Below are 24,656 nucleotides of genomic sequence, written 5' to 3'. Positions count from 1 at the left end.
AAGACGCTAGAGTAGGTCCCTTTTCACCCGAAAAGACAGATATCTATGCGAAGATTTTCGTTTTGCCTTAAATCGAATTTCTCGCAACATTGCAGGCAGAACCGGTAATAGAAAACCGTTCCAGTATTGCAGCACAACGACTGAGAGAGACTCGCTAACGACAGGTAGCCACTAGTTGTGTGCGGTCGATAATGCGCTCTTTTGCGTCACTCAAATTCCGGTGCGAAATTCACCTTGTCGTCCAGAATAAGCTGAAAAAACTCACATCCGTTGTTCTCATAGTTAAAATGCGTCCAAGCGCGCAAGCCAAACAAAGTGGGTGCAAACATCAAGATCATTTCATTGAGCGAATCCAGAGTGACATCTGTTGCGATTGAGCGCGTCTCTAGCATAACATTTCGCGCGTCTTCAGGCATAAATTCAAACTGCATTGCGTAAGCTAAATACTCGTCCTGAGCGACACTTCCACTTCTTGTTGTTAACGTTTGATGCGCAAAAGCATGGGTCAATTCATGCACGATAACACTGTCAAAAACGATATTTTCTGAAATCAGTATAAGCGGGTCATCCTCAACCAAAACTTCAGGAATACGGGATGGTCTAATGACTTCGACAACAGAGTCTTCACACCTAAACACACCCAAGCAATCAAAATGGTTAAGCCTTGGTTGCTCTGTAATTTTAATTTGAACTGGTTCCGCCTGAAACAGATGGCACGCATTCAACTGATCACGTGCCTGTTCTGCAACTTGGCAGATGTGCTGGGCAAGAGCGTTGTCAGATGAATCGACGCTGATCTCCAAATTCTCGCACTGTACGACCTCAGATTTTGCTATGGGCGCTAAAGCAAAACTCCCAAGTACTACTGTGCAAAAGCTTGTGTTCCTTAATTTCATCGTAAACCGCATTGCACCCAGGCCAAGTAGTTCTGCAAAATCATCTCACCTAATCTAACCCCATATTTCTAGGCTTAGTTGAGATTAATCACATTCTATTCAGGCAGATGAAAAGCGAAGTCGAAATGATGATCCGACGCAGCTATGCTAACTGAACAATCGATGGTTCACTCGGACGAACACCAACAGTAATTTCCAATATGCAAATCGAACTATTTTTCACTGCGCCGTCCAGCCACCGTCAACTGGAATAGACGTTCCGGTTACGTTGTGGGCCACTTTATTGCACAGCCAGACACAAAGCTCTCCAATTTCAGAAGGGTCCGAGGTGCGCAGGCTCGGCTGCTTTTCCGCAAGAAGGCTTGCAACGCCCTTATCCCTGTCACCACCTAACTCTGCTGCGCGCGCTGCAATCTGTGGCTCGATAATCGCGGTTTCCGTCCAACCCGGGCAAATGCAGTTGACGGTCACACCTCCGGTCGACCTTGACCCAGCCGACGCATATTCAAGCGCCGCAACACGGCTAAGCCCGACGAGGCCAAATTTGGAGGACACATAGGGTGCCTTGTTTTGCGAAGCAACCAAGCCATGCACTGACGCGATGTTGACCACCCGGCCAAAGCCACGCTCCGCCATTGATGGCATCAGATGGCGCATGATGTGAAACGGTGCACTCAGGTTCACCGCAAGAACCGACTCCCAGATTTCAGCGGTGGCATCCGCAATCGACGTGGTTTTCTGAATGCCCGCATTGTTGACCAGGATATCAATCTCGCGCCAATCGCGCAGCGCTTTGACCATTCCGTCAATTGCCCCAGCCTTGCTGAGGTCGGTGTCGAGAAAGATCACATCAGGTGCACCCGCGGCACGCACCTCTGCCATGGCAGCCTCTGCTTGTTCGGGGTTTGCAAGACCATGCAGTGCAACATTTGCGCCAGCGCTGGCAAGGGATTTGGCAACCGCCAGCCCGATTCCTTGTACCGATCCGGTAACAAAGGCTGCCCGGCCTTCTAGTGAATTAACTGTCATCTTACCCCTCACTTTCAAGCTGCGCGCGCAATTCAGTTTTCAGAACCTTACCATAGTTGTTCTTTGGCAGTTCGCTCACGAATTTATAGAGTTTTGGCCTTTTGAAACGTGCTATTTGATCAAGGCAAAAGGCATCAAGCACTGCTGAATCAACCCCGTCTGAAACAACGAACGCCGCAACGATTTCACCCCATTCCGGATCTGGTTTGCCGACAACGGACACTTCGGAAACATTTGGGTGCAAAAGCAAGGCTTCCTCGACCTCGCGCGGGTAGATATTACTGCCGCCCGAAATCACAACATCTTTTGAGCGATCATGCAGCGTGACAAAACCGTCCTGATCCATCGCACCCATATCACCTGTCCGCAGCCAGCCGTCGATGATCGTCTCGCTTGTGGCTTTCTCGTTTTGCCAATAGCCGAGCATGACGGGCACGCCAGCAACGCAAATCTCGCCAATTTCACCCGTTGGCAATTCCTGCCCATCGGCACCGCAAATTCGGACCGTTACCATGCTTTGTTCAACCCCAACGCTTGACAGTCGCTTACGCCAGTTGGGATGCTTACGATCAGCGACAAGGTCGCGACTAAGAGCCGTGATGCACATTGGACATTCGCCTTGTCCAAGAATTTGTACAAAGCGTGGTCCCATCGCCTCAACCGCATCAATGATATCGGCAAGGTACATCGGGCCGCCGCCATAGACGATTGTTTTGATACCCTCGCCCCGGCTGCCCAGTGCTTTGGCGCGCTCTACCAAACGGCGCACCATGGTGGGGGCGGCAAACATCGAAACGTTATCTAGCTGCGGTGTAATTCCCAGAATTTCGTCAGCGTCAAACGCACCAGACTCTGGCACCACGTGCCGCGCCGCACGGATAACATGCATAAAGTTATATAGCCCTGCCCCATGTGACATTGGCGCTGCATAAAGGGCCGCATCAGAAACACTGACCTCATCAACATCAACAAAGTATGACATGGTCATCGCCTGTATATTGGCCGATGAAATCATGACTCCCTTGGGCTTTCCGGTGGTTCCCGATGTGTAAAACAGCCAGACCAGATCATCCTGCCCTATCGTGACGGGTGATGAAAGCGGCTCTGTTTCATATAGCGACGCATACTCGTCACGATCCACAGAAATAAGCGGCACGGCACTGTCTATAGGTGTTTCTGCAAGAGCTGCCCGGTACTTATCGCTAGTAAACACAGCTACAGCACCGGAATTTCCGATGATCCAGGTGGCTTCTTTTTCATGCAGTTTGGCGTTGATTGGTACAGCGGCAGCACCTGCAAACCAAATGCCGTAAAGCACCTCGAGATATTCTGTTGAATTTGGCATGAAAACAGCGACACGGTCGCCCGTTCCAACACCCAATTCATTTTTTAAGTATCCACCAATTGCCGCCGCACGTCGTGCAAACTCTTCGTAGTTTGCGCAGGCGGTCGTGCCTTTGATTAGCGCGGGACGATCCGGATGTAGGTTTGCAGTTCTTATCAGCCAATTTGCAAGGTTCATGTCACTTCCCGTTTTCGAGGATGCTGCAATAGTTGGCAACACCAGAGCCACCCATGTTGAACACCAGACCAAGCTCCGCGCCATCTTTTTGCATATCGCCTGCGTTGTTCGTCAGTTGTTGGGCCGCAAGAACGTGCATCGAAACACCAGTAGCGCCTACAGGGTGGCCTTTTGCTTTCAACCCGCCTGAAAGATTCACCGGCAAGGCACCATCGGCATAAACCGTCCCCTCGGCAATTGCCCGCGCGCCCTGCCCGCGTGGGGTAAGCCCTATAGCCTCGTAGATCAAAAGCTCCGCGATTGTAAAACAATCGTGCACTTCCGCAAAGTCGATGTCTGACAGTGCGACTCCCGCCTGTTCAAACGCCCGAGAGAATGCCTCAGTTGGCCCTTCAAACGCAAGCAGATCGCGGCGCGACATTGGCAGGTAGTCATTTACCTGCACCGCCGCACGAAATGCGATGTTGTGCTCAAAGTTTTCGGCAATATCGTCTGCCACCAAAATCAGCGCGGCCGCGCCATCACTGATGAGCGAACAATCGGTCATGCGAAGCGGGGCCGCAATCAGCGGGTTTTTCTCACTCACCGTGTTGCATGCCTCAAACCCCATGTCTTTTTTCAGATGTGCAAGCGGGTTGCTCACCGCATTCGCGTGGTTTTTAGCAGCTATGCGAGCAAGGGTTTTTGAATGATCGCCATTTTGCTGAAAGTAACTTTGCGCGAATTGTGCAAAAATTTGAGGGAAGGAAACGCCAGCTTCTTCCTTTTGATAAGACGCGCCTGCCAGTGCCTCTGTGACCTTTTCGGTATCGCAATTGGTCATCTTTTCTGCACCAAGAACAAGCGCGATCTTTGTGTCTCCTGCACGGATTGCATTGCGCGCTGCATGAATGGCAGCGGACCCCGAGGCACATGCGTTTTCCACCCGCACGGCAGGCTTAAAACGCAAAGCATCATCTGCGTTCAGTGCAAGGGACGAGGCGAAACCATCACTCACCATACCGGAGTTAAAATGCCCCAGCCAAATGCCGTCAATGTCCTCATACTCCACACCAGCATGTGAAACCGCTTGCTTCGCGACATCTAAGATCATGTCTTCAAGCGTGCTTTCCTTAAGGTGGCCAAAGGGCGTGTGGCCCCATCCAACGATCCTTGCGTCCATGATATTTCCTCTGACTTGACTACGCGGCAGAGTATTCCCATCCTCACTGAACCGCGCAATTAGTGAGACTACGTAGTTTGGCGAAAATTTCGAACAGCACAGAACCCGAAGAAAACAATTTTGGCTTTGACATGGCACCTATCGGGCTTGTCGTGACGCGAGAGCGGATTGTGGAGCGTTGCAACCGCCGATTTTGCGAAATCTTCGGCTATGCCGCAGAGGAACTTGAAGGGCAGTTGCTCTCGATGCTCTATCCAAGCAACAAGGAATTTCTGGACATCGGCAAACTTGGCAGGGCACAGATGCTTACCAATGGTCGCTATCAGGATGAACGCATCATGAAGCGCGCAAACGGCGAACTTTTCTGGTGCCGCGCACGTGGGCAATCCGAAGACCCGAAGCACCCGTTTACCCATTGTGTCTGGAGTTTCGTCGATCTCTCTGACAGCCGCCCGATGGTAAAATTAACACGACGCGAACGGCAGGTCGCAATGCTTTTGACGCAAGGACTGCCAACAAAGGCAATTGCGCAGGACCTGGCGCTGTCACCACGAACGGTAGAAGTCTACCGCGCTAAGTTGTTGCAAAAATTCGAAGCAAAGAACGGCTTTGAGCTTATGGCGAAACTGTCCGGTATGCCGGTCTAAACTTCGCTTACCTGATAAGCGGATTTCGCGAGCCACTCCGGGTTGATTTCAACGCCCCAACCGGGTGCGTCCGTGACACGGGCTTTTCCATCTTCAATCTCAAATGGTGACTGAACAAATAGTCCGTCCTGCCACGGATAATAGTCTGGCCCTTCAATCGCAAACTCCAGATACTTCCCTGCGTTTGGAATGGCGCGTAGCAAATGCATTGTGAACAAAGTGACCATCGACAGGTTCGCGCAATGCGGCGTGACCGGCAGGCCAGCGGCCTCTGCCATGCGCACCACGCGCATCGTGCGGCTGATACCACCCATGTACATTACATCGGGCTGAACGATATCGACAATATGGTTGTCAATCATCTGTTTCCATGTCGGGATCATGCAGTCCTGCTCACCGCCCGTTACGTCGATATCCAAAGCATCAGTCACCTGTTTGGTCTGGTCAAACTCCCAGTAAGGACAGGGTTCTTCATAGTGGCAAAAGCCGTTATCCTGTAAAATATGCCCCACTTCGATGGCGCGGTCAGGCGAATAACAACTGTTCGCATCTATCAGCAGGTCAACGTCGTCACCAAGTTCACGGCGCATGGTCAGTATTATCTCTTCAGTCCGGCCCGGCCATTCATCCTGATTGCGACCAACTTCCGCCCCTGCCCGAACCTTAAATGCATCAAACCCTTTTTCGTCACGCAATCGCTTTAATCGCTCTGCTTCGTCTTTCGGCGTTATGTCGCGTTTCATGGACGAGGCGTAAGCCCGAATTGTCCCTGGTGTTCCACCTAAAAGTTCGCAAACAGATTTGCCCGCCTGCTTGCCGCGCATGTCCCAGATCGCCGTTTCCAGACCACCCATAGCCCGGTTGATGTAGGATCCGGGGAACTTATGCTCGCGCTCGAAAATAAAATCGAGCAAGTCGTCCAGATCGCCCGTGTCTTTGCCAAGCGTCCAGGGGGCCACCTGACGGTGCAATATCTGCGTGGTAATGTCAGAATGATAGGTTGAAACCTGACCCCAGCCTTGTGCCCCATTCTCGGCCGTTACGCGCACGAATCCTACAAATTCATTGCTGAAACTCTCAATTTTCCTGATCTTCATCGGACACCTTTCAGCTATGCGCATCTTCCAGAGTAATTTCTGCAGCCTTTTCCCCAACCATAATGGCCGGGGCATTGATGTTGCCTGTAGGAATAGTAGGAAAAACCGAGGCGTCCGCAACACGTAAACCGTGGACACCATGTACCCGAAGTCGTGCGTCCACAACATTGGCCGATGCGTCTGTCCCCATCCGGCACGTTCCGCATTGGTGAAACACCGTAGACGCATTTTCACGGATAAACGACAGCAACTCATCATCCTGCATGGCAGATGTAGCCACTGGAATTTCTAGCTCAATAGCCGCATCAAGCGCAGGGCTTCGGGCAATTTTTCGAAGCAGTTTTGACCCTGCCAGCATAATCCGGCAATCATATTCCGTTGCCAGATAGTTTGCATGCATTTCAGGCGTTTCAAACGGATCGGCTGAGCGGATTCTCAAATGGCCGGCACTGGTCGGCTTGCACGGGTTGAAGCCAATCATGAACCCTTTGAACGGATCAAGAGTCATCACCGGCCGCGTCCCGACCGGCGCCGAGGTAAAGCTGCACGGCGAAAAGTAAAGTTGCGTGTCTGGTCTGTCAGCGTTTGTATCAATCCGAACGAAACCCCCACCCTGATTTAGACTGAGTGAGAGAGGACCTGAACGCCTGAGCAAATATTGCAGGCCTGCCCTAAGCTTCCCCAAGACAGAATTTAAGTCTTGATTTAGTGTTGGAACATTCGCCTTGTAGTGATGCCCAAAGCCCAGATGATCCATCAGATTACGGCCAACTTCTGGTGATGCCTGTACAACCGGAATGCCCAAGTTTCGCAATAGGCTCTCTGGCCCGACCCCGGATAGCTGCAAAAGCTGGGGTGAATTTATCGCACCACCACACAGAATTACTTCGCGCTTTGCCTTCGCTGTTTTCTTTTCCCCGCCTTGCGTGAATTCCACACCACTGGCTTGGCGGCCTTCAAAAAGAACACGAGTGACATGTGCCTCGAGTTGCAGATCAAGATTTCGACGCCGCAATGCGGGCCGCAAATAACTGCGAGATGTTGATTCACGTCGACCATTGCGGGTTGTGATCTGGTAGAGTGACGCCCCTTCCATATATTCGCCATTATAGTCCAGATTGAACCTGATGCCTGCCTGTTTGGCAGCGGTAAGATATGTGCGCGTAAGCCCGTGCACCTCATTTGAAATATCATGCACATGAAGTGGGCCACCTTCACCCCGCACTCCATCGGCCCCTCCGGCCCAGTCTTCCACCTTGCGGAATATCGGGGCGACGTCGGACCAGCCCCACCCGGGTGCTACCTTGGCCCAGTCATCATAGTCCAGCGGGTGCCCGCGTACATAAACCATTGCGTTGATCGAACTGGACCCGCCCATAACCTTGCCGCGTGGCCAGTAGATCCGGTTGCCGTTCAATCCGGGGTCAGGCTCTGTTGTGTATTTCCAATTGAACCGCTCGTCGTGAAAGGTTTTGCCATACCCAATCGGCAACTGAACCCAGAAACTACAATCTGAACCTCCAGCCTCTAGCACCAGCACGCTGTTCTTTTCATTTTCAGAAAGCCGATTTGCCAGGACAGAACCCGCCGAACCCGCACCCACGATGATGTAGTCGTATTCATTCATGTAGCAGTCCGTCAGTCATACGCAGGTTTTGTGAAACCCCAACGGGGCAGTTTCCCACACTTAGCTACAGAACTTAGGGATTTGCCAAACGCTTTTTCGTTCAGCGCTCAACCAGCTTTGAAATGCGCGACAGAGAATTCCTCGAAGCTCTTCATAATCTGCGTTGGGCGAAGCGCATTCAGGCTCGCAAGAACGATCCTGCTTTTGCGAGACATTTCTTTGATTGGCCTCACAACAAGCGCGGCACCATCATAAGTCAGATCCCCTTTTGGGCGTGTCACAAGCAAAGAATATCCAAGCCCGCAGCCAACGAGTCCGCGCACCGTTTCAAGCGACGAAGATGAATAGGCTATATTGGGTGTCAGGTCCTCAGCCTCGAAAAGCCCTGTAAAATAACGTCGACTTGGCTGCACATCCAACAAAATGAAAGGTTCTGGTGCAAGCTCTGAAAGCGAAACGGATTTCCTTTTTACCAGTGGATGATGTCGGGGCAGCAGCACGTAGGGTGAAACCGTTGCCAACTCCACCTTTCGCAGATCTTCGGGCAGGTCTTCATCATAGAGAAAAGCCATTTCAAGAAGGCCATCACGAAGCTTGCTGACCAATTGGTCCTGTGTACCTTCGCGCAACTGAATTTGAATTTCAGGATGAACGCCTTTGAGGTTCTTGATGACTCTTGGCAGATAGGATGGTGCGATGGTTATGAAACTTCCAACACACAATTCGCCTGAGATCGCTTCGCCTTCCAGATGCGCCTGACGCTGAAGCTCGTAGGCATGGCTAAGCAAATTGCGTCCGGATTGTACAAGGCGCTCTGCCGCCGCGGTTGGGCTGACCCCCTGCGCATGATGCCGGATCAACAACTGTACACCCAGCGTCGCCTCCAGCTTCGTGATGCTTACCGATATTGAGGGTTGAGAGACGTTCAGTTTTTGTGCAGCCCCGGCAACCGACCCTGTGTCAATGCAGGCGACCAGATATTCCAGCTGTCTTAGTGAGTATTGGATCATGACTAAATAGTATAAAACTATGCAATCTTAATAAAGATTGAATTTTACTTATTCCAAGAACTCAATGAGGGTTAATTTGAAACTTGGAATCGGGGGAGTGGTCTTCAGATTTTTTTGGCCATCAGACCCCCATTTTTGGAATTAGATAATAAAAAGAGAGCGTTTCATGATCCGGACTGGCGATTTCTACAGGGACTCTATTCGTGATGGCCGCGAGGTCTGGATTAACGGTGAGCGCGTCAAGGACGTAACAACTCATCGACTGATGAAGCCCGTCGTCGATATTCGTGCGCGAATTTACGACATGCAGCACGATGAGAAAACGCAGACTGCCACAACTTATGAAGAAGATGGCGAACGCTATGCCATCGGGTTGCGACTGCCCTATGAGAAAAAAGACTGGCAGGACAAACGCGATGCAGTCGACCTGCAGATGCATGACATCGGCGGCATTGTAACACGCGTTGGTGATGAAACGATTGGCGAAATGTGGTCGCTCTGGGATGGCAAGGACATCCTGAATGAAATCGACCCAAGGTTTGCCGAAAACATAGAGCGTCACATTCATCAGGCCATCAAGAATGATCCGTTCCATGTATCCGCAAACACGGACCCGAAAGGTGATCGTTCCAAAGCGCCGCAAGAACAAGACCCTGACATGCTGGTTCATGTCGTAAAAGAAACCGACGCCGGTATCGTTATCCGGGGCGCAAAATATGAAACCGCGGCCTCCTATTCCAATCAGGCTTTTCTGAAACCGACCATCGCCAATTGGGGAAATGCAGAGCTTTCTGACTATGCGCTTGGCTGTATCGTCAAAATGGACGCACCCGGCGTGAAACACATCTGCCGATCAGGCTTTGCCGACCGCGCCCCCGCCGCCGACTACCCGCTGTCCAGTCGTTGTGACGAGATCGACACGCTGATGATCCTGGATGATGTGCTTGTGCCGTGGGAAGACGTTCTTTTCTACCAGCACACGCGCGCTGCGGCCTTTATCAGGGCAACGCTGCACCGGTATTCCGCGTTTCCTTTTGTGCAACGCACGCTGTCTTACGCAGACCTCATCATCGGAACCGCGCTCTGGAATGTGAGACAAACCGGGCTCGACAAACAACAGGCGGTTCAGGAAAAGCTGTCCGAACTCGCAGTCTGGCGGGAAGGAATAGATGCATTCCTCACCGCATCAATTGCGATGGCCGAGAAAAGCCCAAATGGATTGCTGATGCCACATCAATCGATGCTGATGTCTGGCCGTGTTCATGCGCTTACCAACCTGCCCCGCATGATGCATCTGGCGCGCGAACTGTGCGGTGGGCAACTTTGTGTGACACCTGACGCCGCATCATTTGAAAACCCGGAGACGAAACCTTGGCTTGATAAGTTCTACACCATCAATGACGATTGGATTTCGGACGACCGGCGTAAACTGCTCGCCCTTGGACGCGACCTTCTGAACTCGGATTACGCGGGTCACCGTTTGACGTTCCAGCTTTTTGCACAATCTCCACCCTTTGCCCAGCTGGCGGCGGTTTATCGCAATTTTGACTGGAATGGCCCGCTCGACTTTGCTCATAAAGCGGCCGGTTTGTCAGACAACGTCTGGGGCGCAAAAAAACACTGAAACCAAATCTGCGATAAAGATACTGCAGAACATATTGGATCACCACGATGCACAAACGTATTCGTCCGTTTAACACCAAGGAAACCTACCCGGAGCAAAACCTGAACAATGACCTGAGCCAGGGTGTGATCGCCCGCGGCACCATGGTCTTTCTGCGCGGGCAGGTTTCGCAAGATCTGGACACACGCGACTCGCTTCATGTTGGCGACGCAGCCAAGCAAACCGAAAAAACAATGCAGAACATCAAGATGCTTTTGGAAGAAGCAGGAACAACGATGGATAGCATTTGCCGGATCGTGGTTTACCTGACCGATATTCGCTACCGCGACGCTGTCTACGGTGAAATGGGGAAATGGCTTAAGGGTGTTCACCCCTGTTCAACCGGGCTCGTCGTTCCGGCACTGGCCCGTCCGGAATGGGTCGTCGAAATCGAAGTAACCGCTGTCATACCGGACTAAAGGGTTTGCCATGATATCGACAGCTCCCTCCTTGGCCCAACTGTTAAAAGACCTCGCTAAAACGGCGAAGAAGCCTCTGGCGAAAGCAACGGGCCTATCTCCCGCATTGTATTGGGATGAAAGCATCGCCAGGGTCGAAGAGACGCAGATCTTTCGTAAAGACTGGGTGTGCCCCGGCCTCGCAGCCGAAATTCCCAAAACGGGTGATTACCTGACCTATACGATTGCCGGGGAGCCAGTTTTTTGCATCCGGGATAAATCCGACAGGGTAAGAACCTATACCAACGTGTGCCGCCACCGGATGATGCAATTGCTCCAAGGGCGTGGGCGAACTTCACGCGTTGTCTGCCCCTATCACGCATGGACCTACCGACATGATGGCCAACTTATCGGTGCCGGCTATATGGAGCGTTCCGAAGGTTTCGACAAAAGCAAAATCTGTCTGCCCGAAATTCGAACCGAAATTTGGAATGGCTGGATTTATGTTACCCTGAACCCCGACGCCAAACCTGTAAAAGACGCGCTCGCACCATTGGACAAAGTTGTCGCGCGATACGGGATGGCAGACTACGTTCCCGTCGTGAACCAGGACCATGTCTGGCAAACGAACTGGAAACTGTTGACCGAAAACTTCATGGAGGGATACCACCTTCCAGTCGCCCACAAGGCAACCGTTGGGGCATGGTTTCCTGTTGAAAAAACAATGTTCCCCGAAGAGGTTTATGACACCTTCACCTACCAGACTTTCATGAAATCAGGTGATGCTACCTACGGCAAAGCCCATGAGGAAAATACCGCGCTTAAAGGGGATTGGCGAAACACATCAGTTCTGCCCACGGTGTTCCCGACGCATATGTATGTTCTTGCGCCCGATCACCTCTGGTATCTCTCGCTTAGACCGAAAGGGGTTGGTGAGGTAGATGTTCGCTTTGGCGTTGCCTTAGCACCGGAGGTTGAGGCGAGCATTGCGGATCGCGATGCATGGGTTGCAGAGTTGATAAAATTCTTTGACCATGTGAACACGGAAGATCGCAGCGTCGTCGAAGGAATATTTGCTGGTTCCAAATCTGATTTTGCAGTGCCCGGGCAGCTTAGCTGGCTAGAACGTGAAATTCATGATTTTCAGAAATACCTGTCCCGTCGTCTGAGCAAAACACCAAAGGAAAAAGCATGACATTTTCGATTGCAGGCCGATGCGCGAGAACCGGCATGTTTGGGGTTGCGATCACGACGTCCTCAATCTGCGTTGGCGCCAGATGCCCCCATGTCCGTGCTGGCGTTGGGGCAGTCGCAACGCAAAACATCACCGATCCAAATCTCGGAATATTGGTTCTGGATGCGCTCCAGTCAGGGCAGGATGCCGAGACTGCAATCAAAAGTGTTATTCGGGATCGTCCGCATATCGATTATCGGCAGCTCACGGCAATTGATACGAACGGCTCCACCGCCCATTTTACCGGTGCGCATATCCTTGGCACCAACGCGATTAGCGAAGATACCGATTGCGTCGCCGCCGGTAATCTTCTGTCAAGCGCTGCAATTGCCAAGGCTATCACAGATGGTTTCAACGCAAACCCCACGACGCATCTGGCAGAGCGATTGCTGCAAGGGATCGAAGGAGGAATTGCAGCAGGTGGTGAAGAAGGTCCTGTGCATTCAGCCGCCCTTCTGGTTTCTGGCGATCAACCGTTTCCGCTGGTTGACCTGCGCGTTGACTGGCACGATGTTGATCCGATTGTGGAGCTACGAAGGCTCTGGACGGACTATGAACCTCAGATGCAAGACTACCTGAACCGCGCGATCAATCCTTCTATAGCACCTAGCTACGGCGTCGCCGGAGATCCCTAAAGGCCGGCAACCAGACGGTTCAGCAATGTATCAAGCATAGCGTCGCACCGTTCAATCTGCTCAACTTCGACATATTCGTCTGGCTTATGGCCCTGCGTCATAGACCCCGGGCCGCAAACAACCGTTGGCACATCCAACCGCTCGGAAAACAAACCGCCTTCGGTGCCAAAGGATACTTTGTTCGTTGCATTTGCCCCGGTCAGGGATTTAACGAATTCAACAACGCCAGCATCGGTTGGCGTGTTCAGGCCCGGATAGGAAAACCCTGCCTCGATTGCGATGTCTGCTTCGGATGCCTGCGATTTTGCCTTTTCAACAATTGCTGCGGCACCGGCCTTGATGTCTGCCAAGATTTTCGTCGGGTCATCCTGCGCAACATTGCGAATTTCAAAGTCAACGTCACAGCGGTTCGGCACGATGTTTAGCGCGACGCCACCGTTGATCTTGGCGGCATGCACTGTTGTATAGGGTACGTCATAGTCCGCGTCCCGCGCACCGTTCTCGCGCAACTGGGTCTGCACATCACGCAAAACACTTACAAAATCACACCCAAGATGCAGCGCGTTCAATGCCATTGGTGCCAAGGCGGAATGACCTTCGCGCCCGGTACAGCATGCCTTAAACGCAGCCTTACCTTTGTGCCCGGTTGCAACAGAAAGGCTTGTCGGTTCTCCGACAATACACATTGCAGGCCGGACAGGCATGACGGCAAGCATGTCAATCATAGATCTAACGCCCTGACAGCCAATTTCCTCGTCATATGAAAACGCCAGATGCAGGGGCGTAAGTAGCTTGTTTTCACTTGCTTTTTTCGCGGCCCGAAGCGCACAGGCGACGAAACCCTTCATATCGGTTGTACCGCGACCGTAGTATTTACCATTCTCGCATGTCAGCCTGAACGCGGGTTTCGTCCAGTTCTGACCATCAATTGGCACAACATCCGTATGCCCGGACAACATCACCCCGCCACGGTCTGCAGGCCCGATTGTTGCATAAAGGTTCGCCTTGGTGCCTGTTTCATTCGGGATAAGTTCGGACGTCACACCGAAATTACTAAGATAATCAGATATATAACCCATCAACTCCATATTCGAGTTGCGGCTGACGGTGTCAAAGGCAATCAATTTCTCAAGTATCGCGGCAGATGTCATATTGCAAAAACTCCGGTCTGCAATTGTGTCTTTGCACAATGCATAGAACACCCGAAGGGCAGTTGCATTAGTATTGAACGGTGAATTTCGAAAAGATGCTGGATTTCCCGATGAAAAACGCCTGCCCTTTGACGTCTGAACCAGATGCTGGCTTTGCCTGAATGTCGTCTGTTCTTTAATCTTTTTAATGCTGTGAACACCCGGATTTGCAACTTTTTAAAGAGTTTAAACCGGGGGATTTTGGGGGTGCACAGCGCCACGCGACCCGAAAACACACATGGCAAATCCAGCCTATCCGCCGCAACAGGCCCGCCCACGCCCCCCACGGGGGTGGGCCTATGATCTGACTGTGTCAGATCATTTTTGGAATCTAATAATTATACCAGACTTCGTACTCGAACGAAGTGTCAGTATTTCTGGAGCCTTTCCTCAAATTACAATTTTCACAAGTAAGTTGAAGATTGGTAACACAGTTCATTCCACCAAGTGCTAAAGGCACTATGTGATCATAGTGGATTTTTTCTTTTTGACTAAACAAACGAGTCAAATCGGTTTTACATAAAACACATCTTCCCTTGTCCCGGTGAAAAACTGCACCTCTCGCCCAACTGGGAATTCTTGTCCGTTTTAGCCTGCCGTTTGCAGCAAACTTTTCTGGTGAGAACGAAGGTGCAGCATTGAGAACATAGCCTCTAATCATGCTTGAAAATGAAGAAAGTGTCTTCCTATTAGAAAACAGAATGTAGAAAACTTGCTTTGAAACCTTTTCACAAACTTGGTCTATGAAACCTTCTTCAGACAAAAACGTTAGGTATTCTCCGATGGAGCAACCGAATGCAACACCCCCTCTCCATTCGTCGAAGTCCATATTAATATTGTTTGCTTCAAATAGGTGGTCTACCCAAAGTCCATTTTCGAGTGTCTCCATTCTTGAAGACGCTTTTTCCCAGATTACGCTTGAGATAACTTCTTCGATAAAAACATGGAGTGCCGTGAATTTGGGGTAACTGCGCGTCAATGCCTGCGAAGATGCATCTCCAAAGATATCTTCTATATTGCGTAAGTAAGGAAACGGTTCGCGAGCTATGTTATCTATCATTTGGCAAATGAAATAGACGTCAACCGACGAAACATCTTCAAGTTGGGAAATATTCACCTTCTGTCCCCAATTCGTCCATGAGCTAACTATTAGGTGAAATTCTCCGAGATAGCCACATCACCTTAAGCATAATTTTCTCTTGTATAATCGCCTATACCGCGATCAACTACGCTCCACTTTCCCGCAAATACTCCACCAACTCACACCTCGGATCACCTTCCCGCAGAACCATCCGTCCGATGCAGTTCCATTCGTCTTCCGCGACTTCGGGGAAGAACGTATCAGCCCCCTCAACCGCAACCGAAACTTCGGTGATCAGCAGTCTGTCAGAGAGCGGCAACAGAGCTTTGTAAATTCCGGCACCGCCCATGCCGTAGAGGCGGCGGTAGCCTTTGGAATAGGCGAAATCGATTGCGGACTGAATGTCAGAAAACACATTCTCCGCGTCACACCCCTTTGTTGAAACCACGATATTCAGGCGGCTTTTCAGGGGTTTGAACGGCAGGCTTTCCCAGGTGTTGCGCCCCATGATCAGCGCGCCACCCAGCGTTTCGCGCTGGAAAAATGTCAGATCCTCTGGCGCCTCCCATGGGATGGTGTTGTCTTTGCCAATCGCGCCGTTTTCTGCGCGCGCCACGATTAAAGATATCATCGTCAGACCGCCACGGGTGCGCGGATTGCGGGGTCCGGGTCATACTCCAGCACCTCGAAATCCTCAAACTTGAAGTCAAAGATCGATTTCACATCACGTGTGATGCGGATTTTCGGCAGGGGCTTTGGCGTACGGGCCAGTTGTTCGCTGACCTGATCCATATGGTTCGAATAGATATGCGCGTCACCAAGAGTGTGGACAAAATCACCCGGCTTATACCCGGTGACATGGGCCAGCATCAAAAGCAGCAAAGCATAGGACGCAATATTGAACGGCACCCCAAGGAACATGTCGGCAGAACGCTGGTAAAGCTGCAGGTGCATCCGGCCATTCAAAACCCGTACCTGCCAAAGCGTGTGACAGGGGGGCAGCGCCATTTCAGGCACCTCGCCCGGGTTCCACGCGGAAACGATCAGCCGACGGCTGTCAGGGCTTTTCTTAATGTTATCAACAAGTTCCGCAATCTGGTCAACGCTTCGCGCCAGGAACAGCGGCTGACCCTCAAGCGTTTGTTCGGTTGCCCTAAGGGCCGGAAAGCTGCGCCATTGATGACCGTAAACCGGACCCAGATCGCCGTTTTCATCGGCCCATTCATCCCAGATCGAAACGCCGTTTTCCTTCAGGTAGCCAATGTTGGTGTCGCCCGAAAGAAACCAGAGCAGCTCATGAATGATAGAGCGCAGATGCAGTTTCTTGGTCGTGACAAGCGGAAACCCATCGGCCAGGCTATAGCGGCTTTGATGGCCAAAGGTGGCGATGGTTCCCGTACCTGTGCGGTCTGTCGAAACTTCACCGTGATCAAGTATATCTCTTAGTGCCTGATGGTATTGGCGCACTCTACCCTCCGCTGATGTTCTGAATTGAGTGGCATTTAATAGCGAGTCGCCCGCAACTATATCTGCGCAAAGCCGGTATCGGAACCACAATATCGGGTAAAATTCACCTTGACCGTCCCCAGAGCACACGATGTTGACCGCTACCCCCTTGCGCAAGCGCGATTTGAGGGGTCTTGTTAAGGCAATCTTATACAATACAGGGCGACAGAATGGCACTTCGATATCTGCACACAATGATCCGGGTTTTGGATCTGGACAAAACCAAAGCGTTTTTTGAACTGCTGGGGCTGAAAGAGACGCGCCGCTGGGACAACGAAGGCGGCCGGTTCACGCTGATGTTCATGGCGGCACCGGGACAAGAGGACTGCCCGGTAGAGCTGACCTATAACTGGGATGGCGACGATGGCCTGCCCTCTGACAGTCGGCATTTTGGGCATCTTGCCTATGGGTGCGATGATATCTACGCGCTGTGCCAGCATTTGCAGGACAATGGCGTGGTGATCAACCGGCCCCCGCGCGACGGGCGCATGGCCTTTATCCGCTCGCCCGATAATATCTCGGTCGAGCTTTTGCAAAACGGTGATCCACTGGCCCCGGTTGAACCCTGGGCAAGCATGGAAAACACGGGGCATTGGTAAGGGCTTTCGCCTTACTGGCCACCCTGTTCGTGGGTGGCCCGGCGAATGCCGCCTGTCATCTGGCGCTGGCATTGGCGCTGGATGTCTCCTCGTCGGTTGATGATGCAGAGTATCAGCTTCAACGCGATGGGCTGGCGTCTGCTTTGTTATCGGAAAACGTGCAAGACGCGTTTTTCGCCCACCCCGGCGATTGGGTGAGCCTTGCCGTCTATGAATGGAGCGGGCGGTATCAACATGCGGTCGTGCTGGACTGGATAGAAATTCGCGATCCAGAGGCGCTTTTTTCTGCGGCTGAAAAGATCGCTGCGGCTAAGCGCAGCCACAGCGAGTTCCCCACCGCGATGGGATATGCGCTTGGCTATAGCGCGAGCCTGTTTGCAAAAGCCCCACGCTGTGACCGTGCAACGCTGGATGTCTCGGGCGATGGGGTAAACAATGACGGCTTCGCGCCGCATCTGGCGTATTCGGCCTTTCCGCTAAACAATGTAACGGTCAACGGTCTGGTCATCGGCGGGGCAGACCCCGAAGTGCAGCAATTCTACCTGAGCGATGTTATCCGCGGGCCGGGCGCGTTTGTTGTGCTTGCGCAGAATTATCATGCGTTTGAAGAGGCTATGGAAAGTAAGCTCATCCGCGAAATTGGCGTTATGACGCTGGGTATGGATACGGAGCATCTTCCGCATGGTGGGGGTTAAGGTAAAATACTGGATTGCAGTGTTCGCCCTGCTTTTGTGGGTGGGATTACCCACCGCCGGTATGGCCACCTGCCGACAGGCGCTGGCGCTGGGGCTTGATGTTTCAGGATCGGTTGACGCGCGGGAATACAGGCTGCAGTTGGACGGGCTGGCCAATGCCTTGATGGATCCAAAAGTGAAAGAAGCTTTGCTGGCGATGCCCACGACACCCGTTGAGCTTGCCGTTTTTGAATGGAGCGGCAGGTCAGCCCACAGGTTGCTGCTGGACTGGACCGCAATTGAGTCTGAGGCACGGCTGGACGCTGTCGTTGCCCGCCTGCACAACACCGAGCGCGTTGCGGCAGACCCTTCAACCGCGCTTGGCAGCGCGATGCTGTTTGGTGGGGTTTTGCTTGCCCAGCGCAGAGATTGCTGGAGCCGTACGCTAGACCTTTCCGGTGACGGAACATCCAACACAGGGCCGCGGCCCCGCGAAGTGAAAGAGGATAATCAATTTGCAGGCATCACAATCAATGCTTTGGTCATTGGGGCTGATTCACCCGATATAGGTGACCTTCTACAAAGCGAAATTGGCGAACTGACATCCTATTTTCGCAGCGAAGTCATTCTAGGGCCTGATGCCTTTGTCGAAGCCACCCTCGGCTTTGAGGATTTTGAAGCCTCTATGGTCCGGAAATTATTGCGGGAATTGGAAGGAATGATCCTTTCGCATCTGCAAGATTAACGACGCTTGTTTAAACCGCTTACACGTTTGCGCTCACCCTTTTGCGGGGCGGTGGACCGCGATACCGATCATCACCAGCGCGATACCGATAAGGTCTTGCACAGATGGACGTTGCGCCAGAACGACCGCCGCAATGATCGTTGCTGTTGCCGGAAGCAACGCAAGCAAAAGCGCAAAGGAAGATCGGGGCAGCCGCGACATCGCAAGCTGATCACAGACATAGGGTATGACAGAGGAACACAAGCCAACACCGATACCCGCAAGTACAAGAGTGGGTGTTCCAAATGCACGCAATGCTTCAACAAACCCTATGGGCATCAGTATGATAAGCGCAATCGCCATTGCGGCACCCAATCTTTCAACACCCCCGCTTGCGCCGTCTTCGGCGGCTTTGTGCCCCAAAATGATGTAGCCAACAAAAAGAGCCGCGTTGAGTGACGCCCAGAACAGGCCGAGCGGGTCAGAAGCCCATTTCACATCGATTAGAATAAAGACACCAAGCACTGCGAGCGCGAGCGCGGCCAGGTTGCGCCGTGTTCGCAAACCGAAAAGCGCGACACCAATCGTACCAGCAAATTCCATCGCTGCGACAAGGCTCATCGGCAATTTGTCAAGCGCGAGATAGAAAGATGTGTTCATCACCGCAAGACACAGACCAAGGCCCAGCAACAATAGGCGTGTCCGCCGATCAGCCTGCAGGATAGTCTTCAATGGGTTTGTGAATGGCGCAAAAATCACCGCGGCAGACGCGATGCGAAACCACGCGACACCCAGCACTCCGACAGCGGGAAAGAGAAGCACGGCAAAAGACGGACCAAGATAATGGAACACCGCACTAATGCCGAACCATGCATGGGGCGGAACGCTTGTTGCTGCCTTGTTCAGGCGATGAGAATTCGCAGTCATTTGCTTCCCCGGTTATTTACCGCACTATGAAAGGGAAAACCGGAGCTTTATATAGATCACAAAAGGGTAATTTAAAAAAACTGCCACCAGTTAAAAGGTAAATTTCATGAAACGCCTTAATTATCAAAATGGCCAACTGGACGCGATAGACGAAAAGATTCTCCGAATGCTTGTTGAAAATGCGCGGATATCCGTCGCAAATTTATCCCGTTCTATCGGGCTCTCACCGCCCAGTGTTGCAGAGCGTGTTAAGAGGCTTGAAGAGGCGGGGGTGATTACCGGATATGCCGCGTTGATCGACCCGGCGGCGGCGGGCTTGCCCATTTCGGCCTGGCTACGCATCCGGCCTGTTCCTGGCATGCTGGACCGCGTGGTTGAAATTATCCGAAGCATTCCGGAAATCACGGAATGTGATCGCGTAACAGGGGAAGATTGCTTTCTTGCGCGTGCGCACCTTGAAACCGTGGGGGACATGGAGCGCATAATCGACAAGATCATACCCTATGCCATGACAAATACGTCTGTCATACAATCGTCACCGGTAAAGCGCCGGCTTCCACCATTGCCTGTGAACAACGCTGATTGAGTCGCAGAGCCGGGAGAGTCACTTAATAAATGTACCGTATCTGTTCGGTCCAATAGCGTTCCACCCGGCGCAAGGCGGTATTTATATCCTCTATCCCCTCAGGACCTAGAACACCTTTTGACTGCAGCCCGTCCGCATGACGACCAAACAGTTTTGCAACAAGATCGCGTACCGCGCGCCCCTTTTGCGTGAGGCGCACACGAACCGAGCGGCGATCAACCTGACTTCTTTGGTGGTGCATGTAACCCGTCTCGACGAGTTTCTTGAGGTTGTAAGAAACGTTCGAGCCCTGGTAATAACCACGGCTTTTAAGCTCGCCAGCCGTGACCTCATGGTCGCCTATGTTAAACAAAAGCAATGCCTGTACCGCGTTTATTTCCAGAACGCCCACACGTTCGAATTCATCCTTGATCACATCAAGGAGCAGCCGATGAAGCCGCTCTACCAGTGCAAGTGAGTCCAGATACCCGACCATAAAATGAGTTTCCGGGGCGCTAACCGTTGACTGAATGTTCATGTCTCTCTCCGCCGATAACCGTTCGGGGACAAGAGTGTCGGCAAATGCCAAACATTCCGTTAACCTGGAATTATTTAGAAAAACACAGTTTTTTCCGCTGAATGTCAGACCCTGTTCGCGTGTTTTGCGATTTTCACAATCAGCGGCAAATAACGGTCGGGTGTGGGCATTTGCCCGGTAACCCATTGATATAAATCATGATCGTTTTCTTCCAGAAGATCCTCATAGATATCGAGAGCCGGATCCTGAAGTTTGGGAAGCTCTGAATGCGAATAGGCCCCGAGGATCAGGTCCATCTCTTTTATGCCTCGTCGCGAGGAACGCATTTTCAACCGTTTCAGCCGGGTTTCTGCAGTTTCGCTCATTCAGATGGTTCTTTTAGTGCGGTGCGAAGCCGCTTTTCCAAGTGGCCGAGTCGCTCTGCCGTTTGGGAAATCTGTGTTTTCATCTGGCGCATTTCAGTCAACAGGTCATTGACGTCTGCGGTCAGGTAAACTTCGTCAACCGGCGCTTCTACGCCATCACCTTCGCCATTCATCAGCCACATGATCGAAACATTCAGCATCCCTGCAAGCATCTGAATCTTGTTTGCGCGTGGCTCGCTCAGGTCCTGTTCCCATGCGCGGATGGTCTTAAGCTTTACACCAAGCCGTTTTGACAAATCTTCCTGAGACGTTCCGGCCATTTCACGAGCCCCAGCAATCCGGTCTCCAAGCGTTGCGGATTCTTCGCTGTACCAGTTTGTTTCAGCTATGCTCATTTTCAACTCACTTTATGGGTTATAGGCTTGATTGGGATTTGCGCGCACCCTATGACATGGGACCGGAATATACAAACCGGAGACCGATATGTCCTTCCTTTCCGACACTCTGTCGCGCGTCAAACCGTCGCCCACCATTGCTGTAACGACCAAGGCACAAGAACTAAGAGCGGCGGGGCGTGACGTTATCGGTCTTGGTGCCGGTGAGCCGGATTTCGACACACCTGAGAATATTCGCGAAGCCGGAAAGCGCGCGATAGATGAAGGCAAGACCCGCTACACGGCGCCTGACGGCATTATCGAGTTGAAACAGGCGATCTGTGACAAGCTCAAGCGCGACAACGGGTTAAACTATTCGCCCAAGCAGGTTAGCGTTGGAACCGGTGGCAAGCAGATCCTTTACAACGCCCTGATGGCAACATTGAACCCGGGTGACGAGGTGATCATCCCTGCCCCGTACTGGGTGAGCTATCCGGACATGGTGTTGCTGGCAGGCGGCGAACCGGTGACGGTTGAGGCGGGTATTGAAACTGATTTCAAAATGACCGCTGCGCAGCTTGAAGCCGCGATTACACCAAAAACCAAGTGGCTGATCTTCAACTCGCCGTCCAACCCGACCGGGGCAGCCTATAGCTGGGACGAGCTAAAGGCACTGACCGATGTTCTGATGCGGCACCCGCAGGTCTGGGTCATGACAGATGATATGTATGAACATCTGGTGTTTGACGACTTCATGTTCTGCACCCCTGCTGAGGTGGAGCCTGGGCTCTACGATCGCACGCTTACCTGCAACGGCGTTTCCAAGGCCTATGCGATGACCGGCTGGCGGATTGGCTATGCAGCCGGGCCAGAGACATTGATTGCAGCGATGCGGAAAATCCAAAGCCAGTCTACATCCAACCCCTGTTCGGTCAGCCAATGGGCCGCTGTCGAGGCGCTGAATGGCACACAGGAATTTATTGCCGCCAATAACGCCACATTTGTGCGCCGTCGCAATATGGTGGTCGACATGCTGAACGCAGCCCCCGGCATTTCATGCCCGAAACCGGAAGGTGCATTCTATGTTTACCCATCCATCAAAGACTGCATCGGCAAGACAACACCTGCCGGCACCATGATTCCCGACGACGAGACCTTCGCCACCGCACTTTTGGAAGAAACTGGTGTTGCGGTGGTCTTTGGAGCCGCCTTCGGGGTTTCCCCGAACTTCCGCGTCAGCTACGCTACCTCTGATGACGCGCTGAAAGAGGCCTGCACCCGCATCCAGCAGTTTTGTCAGGGATTGAAGTAAGAGGGCTAGATGGCCGGAGAGCTGCCAGAGTATTATTTCCGAGTTCGCGAAAACGGCGCACTTGTTTTCCGTATTGATACGGAAAACAGGCAGCGTCGGATTGACATGGACCAGATTGCCGTTGTGAACGTCAAGAACGGCGAGATCAAAGCCCATGGAGACCGCATCCTTTCAGATGACGATATGGAAATCATCCAAGAGTGGATGGAAGACCGGATCGAACTGCTGGCAGAACGGGATGTCGATGATATTCACCGTGCCGTTGACCATATGAACCTTACAACGCAATGGGCCCAGTCACGCGCAACGGACGAACAGCTTGAGGACGTAACAGACGCTTTGCTGCTTGCGATGCATGATCTGCGATCCGTTCTGGTGCGCAAAAAAGCGGACCGCCTGATGAAAGAGCATGAAGAATAGCCCGGCCTAGTCTGGCTTAATGTGCGCCGATCCGCACCGAACGGCCCCAGAACCGCGCCATCATAAACATCCCGGCAACGGCAAGGCCACAGACGAGCCCGGCCCAGATTCCAACGCCGCCAAAATCAAATTTAAACCCGAGAATGTAACTCGCGGGCATGCCGATCAACCAGTAACTCACGGCGGCATAGATCATCGGCACACGCGTATCCTGCACCCCCCGAAGCAGCGACAGGCCCATAACCTGCGCCCCGTCGGCAAACTGAAAAACCGCAGCAACTGCCAGAAGGCCAGCACCAACTGCAACAATGTTGCCGCGTTCCGGATCTTCTGAGTCGAGAAACAACCCGATTAGAAACTCTGGCAGGCTCAGGAACAGGATGATTGTCAAAATCGCCATGGTCACAGACATGGAAATAGCGACTTTCGCGCCCTGCCTTAACCCAGCCTCGTCCTTGCGGCCCAGCGCGCGCCCTGCGCGAACGGTTGCAGCATTTGACAGACCGACATGCACCATGAAGGTGATCGCGCTAAGCTGAAGCGCGATACCATGTGCGGCAAGCGGTATTTTTCCGATCCAGCCCATCATTACAGAGGTCGCCGCAAACAAACCCGTTTCAGCAAGGCTTGTCATGCCAATCGGCCAACCCAGACGAAAGACTGTTCCCATCGCTTCCCAGTCAGGACGCCAAACCCTTTGGAACAGGGCGTGTTCTGGTTTTTTGTACACCGCATAGAACGACAGAAATACCAGCGACACCAAAACAGAAAGCACAGAGGCGATAGCCGCACCGCGTACACCCAGTTCAGGCGCACCCCAGTTTCCGAATATCAAAACATAGTTGGCAAAACCATTCATCACCGCAGCCGAAATCGTCGCCCAAAGCACAACTTTAGTCAGTTCAAGCGCCGATAGGTAAGATTGCAGAACCATGACCAGAAGGGCACCCAATGTCCCCCAGGCGGCGATACGCGAATAGCTTTGTGCAATGGCGGAAATTTCCGGATCCTGCCCTAGCAGAGTCAGCAACGTCTCTGACCAGAAGAGCAGCGATACGATGCAAAAAAAGTACAGAACCGATAGCCACATTCCCATTCGGGTAACGCGCCGGATATGAACGTCATCACTACGCTGCGCCGCTTCGGCAACAAGGGGCATCACCGCAAAGGCAAAACCGGACCCAACGATGAAGAACAGGAAAATCATCGTGCCCATCAGCGTTATGGAGGCAAGCGCTTCGATGCTGTACCAACCCAGCATGATCGTATCGGTCACGGTAATCGCCATCTGGGCCAGATTGCTCAGGATCAGCGGAAAGCCCAAGACCAATAGCTTTTTGGCATCTTCGCGATATGGGGATGGAGTGCTCATCAAACCCGCTTAGGGCAGAAAAACCCCGGCGGCAAGTATGAGATACGCTCCGCCCGTAAGGACGCGCAACAGCAATTTGGCTTAGCTAA

Annotated in this window: 27 protein-coding genes; 11 read left to right on the top strand and 16 right to left on the bottom strand. The window is 52.4% G+C overall.

All coding sequences use genetic code 11. The features are described from left to right. Positions 1-206: 206 nt before the first annotated feature. From J4E70_RS03550 to J4E70_RS03535, 4 genes are all read right to left on the bottom strand, one after another. Entirely contained in the window at positions 207-803 is a 597-nt protein-coding gene (locus tag J4E70_RS03550) for a DUF6639 family protein (protein ID WP_213887667.1), read from the bottom strand. Between the two features lie 312 nt (positions 804-1,115). Then, complete coding sequence (locus J4E70_RS03545; RefSeq protein ID WP_213887666.1) at positions 1,116-1,925, bottom strand: 3-hydroxybutyrate dehydrogenase; 810 nt, start codon at positions 1,923-1,925, stop codon at positions 1,116-1,118. A 1-nt stretch (position 1,926) separates the two neighbouring features. After that, positions 1,927-3,447: a class I adenylate-forming enzyme family protein gene (locus tag J4E70_RS03540; RefSeq protein WP_213887665.1), complete on the bottom strand. Its 1,521-nt coding sequence runs from the start codon at positions 3,445-3,447 to the stop codon at positions 1,927-1,929. Between the two features lies 1 nt (position 3,448). Next, complete coding sequence (locus tag J4E70_RS03535) at positions 3,449-4,609, bottom strand: acetyl-CoA acetyltransferase (RefSeq protein WP_213887664.1); 1,161 nt, start codon at positions 4,607-4,609, stop codon at positions 3,449-3,451. Positions 4,610-4,686: 77 nt separating this feature from the next. Here J4E70_RS03535 and J4E70_RS03530 point away from each other — a divergent pair, with 77 nt between their 5' ends. Continuing rightward, positions 4,687-5,256, top strand: a complete 570-nt coding sequence (locus J4E70_RS03530; protein WP_246531579.1) for a PAS and helix-turn-helix domain-containing protein — start codon at positions 4,687-4,689, stop codon at positions 5,254-5,256. On the opposite strand, the gene J4E70_RS03525 is transcribed toward J4E70_RS03530, so the two are convergent. The 3 genes from J4E70_RS03525 to J4E70_RS03515 all read right to left on the bottom strand — a co-directional run bounded on the left by J4E70_RS03525 (position 5,253) and on the right by J4E70_RS03515 (position 8,990). Beyond that, positions 5,253-6,353, bottom strand: coding sequence for a mandelate racemase/muconate lactonizing enzyme family protein (locus J4E70_RS03525; RefSeq protein ID WP_213887663.1), 1,101 nt, complete (start codon positions 6,351-6,353; stop codon positions 5,253-5,255). The genes J4E70_RS03530 and J4E70_RS03525 overlap by 4 nt on opposite strands. A 10-nt stretch (positions 6,354-6,363) precedes the next feature. Further along, positions 6,364-7,980 (bottom strand): GMC family oxidoreductase, encoded by a 1,617-nt coding sequence (locus J4E70_RS03520; RefSeq protein ID WP_213887662.1) that lies wholly within the window; start codon positions 7,978-7,980, stop codon positions 6,364-6,366. A gap of 107 nt (positions 7,981-8,087) precedes the next feature. Next, positions 8,088-8,990, bottom strand: a complete 903-nt coding sequence (locus tag J4E70_RS03515) for a LysR family transcriptional regulator (protein ID WP_213887661.1) — start codon at positions 8,988-8,990, stop codon at positions 8,088-8,090. A gap of 166 nt (positions 8,991-9,156) precedes the next feature. Here J4E70_RS03515 and J4E70_RS03510 point away from each other — a divergent pair, with 166 nt between their 5' ends. Genes J4E70_RS03510 through J4E70_RS03495 form a run of 4 tightly spaced genes read left to right on the top strand, consistent with a single transcriptional unit; the run spans position 9,157 to position 12,920 of the window. Beyond that, positions 9,157-10,614, top strand: coding sequence for a 4-hydroxyphenylacetate 3-hydroxylase family protein (locus J4E70_RS03510; protein ID WP_213887660.1), 1,458 nt, complete (start codon positions 9,157-9,159; stop codon positions 10,612-10,614). A 47-nt stretch (positions 10,615-10,661) separates the two neighbouring features. Further along, positions 10,662-11,072, top strand: a complete 411-nt coding sequence (locus J4E70_RS03505) for a RidA family protein (protein ID WP_213887659.1) — start codon at positions 10,662-10,664, stop codon at positions 11,070-11,072. 10 nt (positions 11,073-11,082) lie between these two features. Further along, positions 11,083-12,246 (top strand): aromatic ring-hydroxylating oxygenase subunit alpha, encoded by a 1,164-nt coding sequence (locus J4E70_RS03500; protein WP_213887658.1) that lies wholly within the window; start codon positions 11,083-11,085, stop codon positions 12,244-12,246. Next, a complete protein-coding gene (locus J4E70_RS03495; protein ID WP_213887657.1) occupies positions 12,243-12,920 on the top strand; it encodes a DUF1028 domain-containing protein in 678 nt (225 codons plus the stop codon). The genes J4E70_RS03500 and J4E70_RS03495 overlap by 4 nt, the downstream gene beginning before the upstream one ends. Here J4E70_RS03495 and argE read toward each other — a convergent pair. The 4 genes from argE to J4E70_RS03475 form a co-directional block, all read right to left on the bottom strand. Continuing rightward, positions 12,917-14,071, bottom strand: coding sequence for an acetylornithine deacetylase (argE, locus tag J4E70_RS03490; RefSeq protein WP_213887656.1), 1,155 nt, complete (start codon positions 14,069-14,071; stop codon positions 12,917-12,919). The two genes, J4E70_RS03495 and argE, sit on opposite strands and share 4 nt — an antisense overlap. Positions 14,072-14,441: 370 nt before the next feature. Further along, positions 14,442-15,227 (bottom strand): HNH endonuclease, encoded by a 786-nt coding sequence (locus tag J4E70_RS19590; RefSeq protein WP_213887655.1) that lies wholly within the window; start codon positions 15,225-15,227, stop codon positions 14,442-14,444. 109 nt (positions 15,228-15,336) lie between these two features. Beyond that, on the bottom strand, positions 15,337-15,822 hold the full coding sequence (locus J4E70_RS03480) for a dihydrofolate reductase (protein WP_213887654.1): 486 nt from the start codon (positions 15,820-15,822) through the stop codon (positions 15,337-15,339). 2 nt (positions 15,823-15,824) lie between these two features. Continuing rightward, positions 15,825-16,658 (bottom strand): thymidylate synthase, encoded by an 834-nt coding sequence (locus J4E70_RS03475; protein ID WP_213887653.1) that lies wholly within the window; start codon positions 16,656-16,658, stop codon positions 15,825-15,827. Positions 16,659-16,867: 209 nt separating this feature from the next. On the opposite strand from J4E70_RS03475, the gene J4E70_RS03470 reads away from it, so the two are divergent. The 3 genes from J4E70_RS03470 to J4E70_RS03460 are packed head-to-tail and all read left to right on the top strand — an operon-like array spanning position 16,868 to position 18,715. After that, a complete protein-coding gene (locus tag J4E70_RS03470; protein WP_213887652.1) occupies positions 16,868-17,296 on the top strand; it encodes a VOC family protein in 429 nt (142 codons plus the stop codon). After that, a complete protein-coding gene (locus J4E70_RS03465) occupies positions 17,290-17,991 on the top strand; it encodes a DUF1194 domain-containing protein (protein WP_246531578.1) in 702 nt (233 codons plus the stop codon). Before J4E70_RS03470 ends, J4E70_RS03465 begins: the two co-directional genes overlap by 7 nt. Next, on the top strand, positions 17,978-18,715 hold the full coding sequence (locus J4E70_RS03460; RefSeq protein ID WP_213887651.1) for a DUF1194 domain-containing protein: 738 nt from the start codon (positions 17,978-17,980) through the stop codon (positions 18,713-18,715). Before J4E70_RS03465 ends, J4E70_RS03460 begins: the two co-directional genes overlap by 14 nt. Positions 18,716-18,748: 33 nt before the next feature. Here J4E70_RS03460 and J4E70_RS03455 read toward each other — a convergent pair whose 3' ends face one another. Next, a complete protein-coding gene (locus J4E70_RS03455; protein WP_213887650.1) occupies positions 18,749-19,621 on the bottom strand; it encodes an EamA family transporter in 873 nt (290 codons plus the stop codon). A 106-nt stretch (positions 19,622-19,727) separates the two neighbouring features. Between J4E70_RS03455 and J4E70_RS03450 the strand changes: the two genes are divergently transcribed. Continuing rightward, the gene (locus tag J4E70_RS03450; protein ID WP_213887649.1) at positions 19,728-20,207 is read left to right on the top strand and encodes an Lrp/AsnC family transcriptional regulator; all 480 of its coding nucleotides are present in this window, start codon (positions 19,728-19,730) and stop codon (positions 20,205-20,207) included. 22 nt (positions 20,208-20,229) lie between these two features. Here J4E70_RS03450 and J4E70_RS03445 read toward each other — a convergent pair whose 3' ends face one another. The 3 genes from J4E70_RS03445 to J4E70_RS03435 form a co-directional block, all read right to left on the bottom strand. Then, a complete protein-coding gene (locus J4E70_RS03445; protein ID WP_213887648.1) occupies positions 20,230-20,724 on the bottom strand; it encodes a MarR family winged helix-turn-helix transcriptional regulator in 495 nt (164 codons plus the stop codon). A 104-nt stretch (positions 20,725-20,828) separates the two neighbouring features. After that, positions 20,829-21,089 (bottom strand): FAD assembly factor SdhE, encoded by a 261-nt coding sequence (locus tag J4E70_RS03440; RefSeq protein ID WP_213887647.1) that lies wholly within the window; start codon positions 21,087-21,089, stop codon positions 20,829-20,831. Next, on the bottom strand, positions 21,086-21,484 hold the full coding sequence (locus J4E70_RS03435; RefSeq protein ID WP_213887646.1) for a helix-turn-helix domain-containing protein: 399 nt from the start codon (positions 21,482-21,484) through the stop codon (positions 21,086-21,088). Before J4E70_RS03435 ends, J4E70_RS03440 begins: the two co-directional genes overlap by 4 nt. Positions 21,485-21,572: 88 nt before the next feature. Between J4E70_RS03435 and J4E70_RS03430 the strand changes: the two genes are divergently transcribed. Both J4E70_RS03430 and J4E70_RS03425 read left to right on the top strand, forming a co-directional pair. Further along, the gene (locus tag J4E70_RS03430; RefSeq protein ID WP_213887645.1) at positions 21,573-22,775 is read left to right on the top strand and encodes a pyridoxal phosphate-dependent aminotransferase; all 1,203 of its coding nucleotides are present in this window, start codon (positions 21,573-21,575) and stop codon (positions 22,773-22,775) included. Positions 22,776-22,784: 9 nt separating this feature from the next. Next, complete coding sequence (locus tag J4E70_RS03425) at positions 22,785-23,195, top strand: hypothetical protein (RefSeq protein WP_213887644.1); 411 nt, start codon at positions 22,785-22,787, stop codon at positions 23,193-23,195. A 16-nt stretch (positions 23,196-23,211) separates the two neighbouring features. On the opposite strand, the gene J4E70_RS03420 is transcribed toward J4E70_RS03425, so the two are convergent. After that, positions 23,212-24,567, bottom strand: coding sequence for an MATE family efflux transporter (locus J4E70_RS03420; protein ID WP_213887643.1), 1,356 nt, complete (start codon positions 24,565-24,567; stop codon positions 23,212-23,214). Between the last annotated feature and the right edge of the window lie 89 nt (positions 24,568-24,656).

The sequence above is a fragment of the Pseudohalocynthiibacter aestuariivivens genome, assembly GCF_018457175.1.
Classification (GTDB): Bacteria; Pseudomonadota; Alphaproteobacteria; order Rhodobacterales; family Rhodobacteraceae; genus Pseudohalocynthiibacter; species Pseudohalocynthiibacter aestuariivivens.
The sequence above is the reverse complement of the archived record's forward strand: the minus strand, read 5'-3'. Positions and strand labels throughout refer to the sequence as shown.

Excerpts from the sequence above, each read along its gene's own strand:
- J4E70_RS03535 (WP_213887664.1), bottom strand. The coding sequence starts at position 4,609 with ATGGACGCAAGGATCGTTGGATGGGGCCACACGCCCTTTGGCCACCTT.
- J4E70_RS03420 (WP_213887643.1), bottom strand. The coding sequence starts at position 24,567 with ATGAGCACTCCATCCCCATATCGCGAAGATGCCAAAAAGCTATTGGTC.
- J4E70_RS03435 (WP_213887646.1), bottom strand. The coding sequence starts at position 21,484 with ATGAGCATAGCTGAAACAAACTGGTACAGCGAAGAATCCGCAACGCTT.
- J4E70_RS03520 (WP_213887662.1), bottom strand. The coding sequence starts at position 7,980 with ATGAATGAATACGACTACATCATCGTGGGTGCGGGTTCGGCGGGTTCT.
- J4E70_RS03545 (WP_213887666.1), bottom strand. The coding sequence starts at position 1,925 with ATGACAGTTAATTCACTAGAAGGCCGGGCAGCCTTTGTTACCGGATCG.
- J4E70_RS03525 (WP_213887663.1), bottom strand. The coding sequence starts at position 6,353 with ATGAAGATCAGGAAAATTGAGAGTTTCAGCAATGAATTTGTAGGATTC.
- J4E70_RS03505 (WP_213887659.1), top strand. The coding sequence starts at position 10,662 with ATGCACAAACGTATTCGTCCGTTTAACACCAAGGAAACCTACCCGGAG.
- J4E70_RS03445 (WP_213887648.1), bottom strand. The coding sequence starts at position 20,724 with ATGAACATTCAGTCAACGGTTAGCGCCCCGGAAACTCATTTTATGGTC.
- J4E70_RS03500 (WP_213887658.1), top strand. The coding sequence starts at position 11,083 with ATGATATCGACAGCTCCCTCCTTGGCCCAACTGTTAAAAGACCTCGCT.
- argE (WP_213887656.1), bottom strand. The coding sequence starts at position 14,071 with ATGACATCTGCCGCGATACTTGAGAAATTGATTGCCTTTGACACCGTC.
- J4E70_RS03430 (WP_213887645.1), top strand. The coding sequence starts at position 21,573 with ATGTCCTTCCTTTCCGACACTCTGTCGCGCGTCAAACCGTCGCCCACC.
- J4E70_RS03470 (WP_213887652.1), top strand. The coding sequence starts at position 16,868 with ATGGCACTTCGATATCTGCACACAATGATCCGGGTTTTGGATCTGGAC.
- J4E70_RS03440 (WP_213887647.1), bottom strand. The coding sequence starts at position 21,089 with ATGAGCGAAACTGCAGAAACCCGGCTGAAACGGTTGAAAATGCGTTCC.
- J4E70_RS03450 (WP_213887649.1), top strand. The coding sequence starts at position 19,728 with ATGAAACGCCTTAATTATCAAAATGGCCAACTGGACGCGATAGACGAA.
- J4E70_RS03495 (WP_213887657.1), top strand. The coding sequence starts at position 12,243 with ATGACATTTTCGATTGCAGGCCGATGCGCGAGAACCGGCATGTTTGGG.
- J4E70_RS03510 (WP_213887660.1), top strand. The coding sequence starts at position 9,157 with ATGATCCGGACTGGCGATTTCTACAGGGACTCTATTCGTGATGGCCGC.
- J4E70_RS03455 (WP_213887650.1), bottom strand. The coding sequence starts at position 19,621 with ATGACTGCGAATTCTCATCGCCTGAACAAGGCAGCAACAAGCGTTCCG.
- J4E70_RS03425 (WP_213887644.1), top strand. The coding sequence starts at position 22,785 with ATGGCCGGAGAGCTGCCAGAGTATTATTTCCGAGTTCGCGAAAACGGC.
- J4E70_RS03515 (WP_213887661.1), bottom strand. The coding sequence starts at position 8,990 with ATGATCCAATACTCACTAAGACAGCTGGAATATCTGGTCGCCTGCATT.
- J4E70_RS03480 (WP_213887654.1), bottom strand. The coding sequence starts at position 15,822 with ATGATATCTTTAATCGTGGCGCGCGCAGAAAACGGCGCGATTGGCAAA.
- J4E70_RS03460 (WP_213887651.1), top strand. The coding sequence starts at position 17,978 with ATGGTGGGGGTTAAGGTAAAATACTGGATTGCAGTGTTCGCCCTGCTT.
- J4E70_RS03540 (WP_213887665.1), bottom strand. The coding sequence starts at position 3,447 with ATGAACCTTGCAAATTGGCTGATAAGAACTGCAAACCTACATCCGGAT.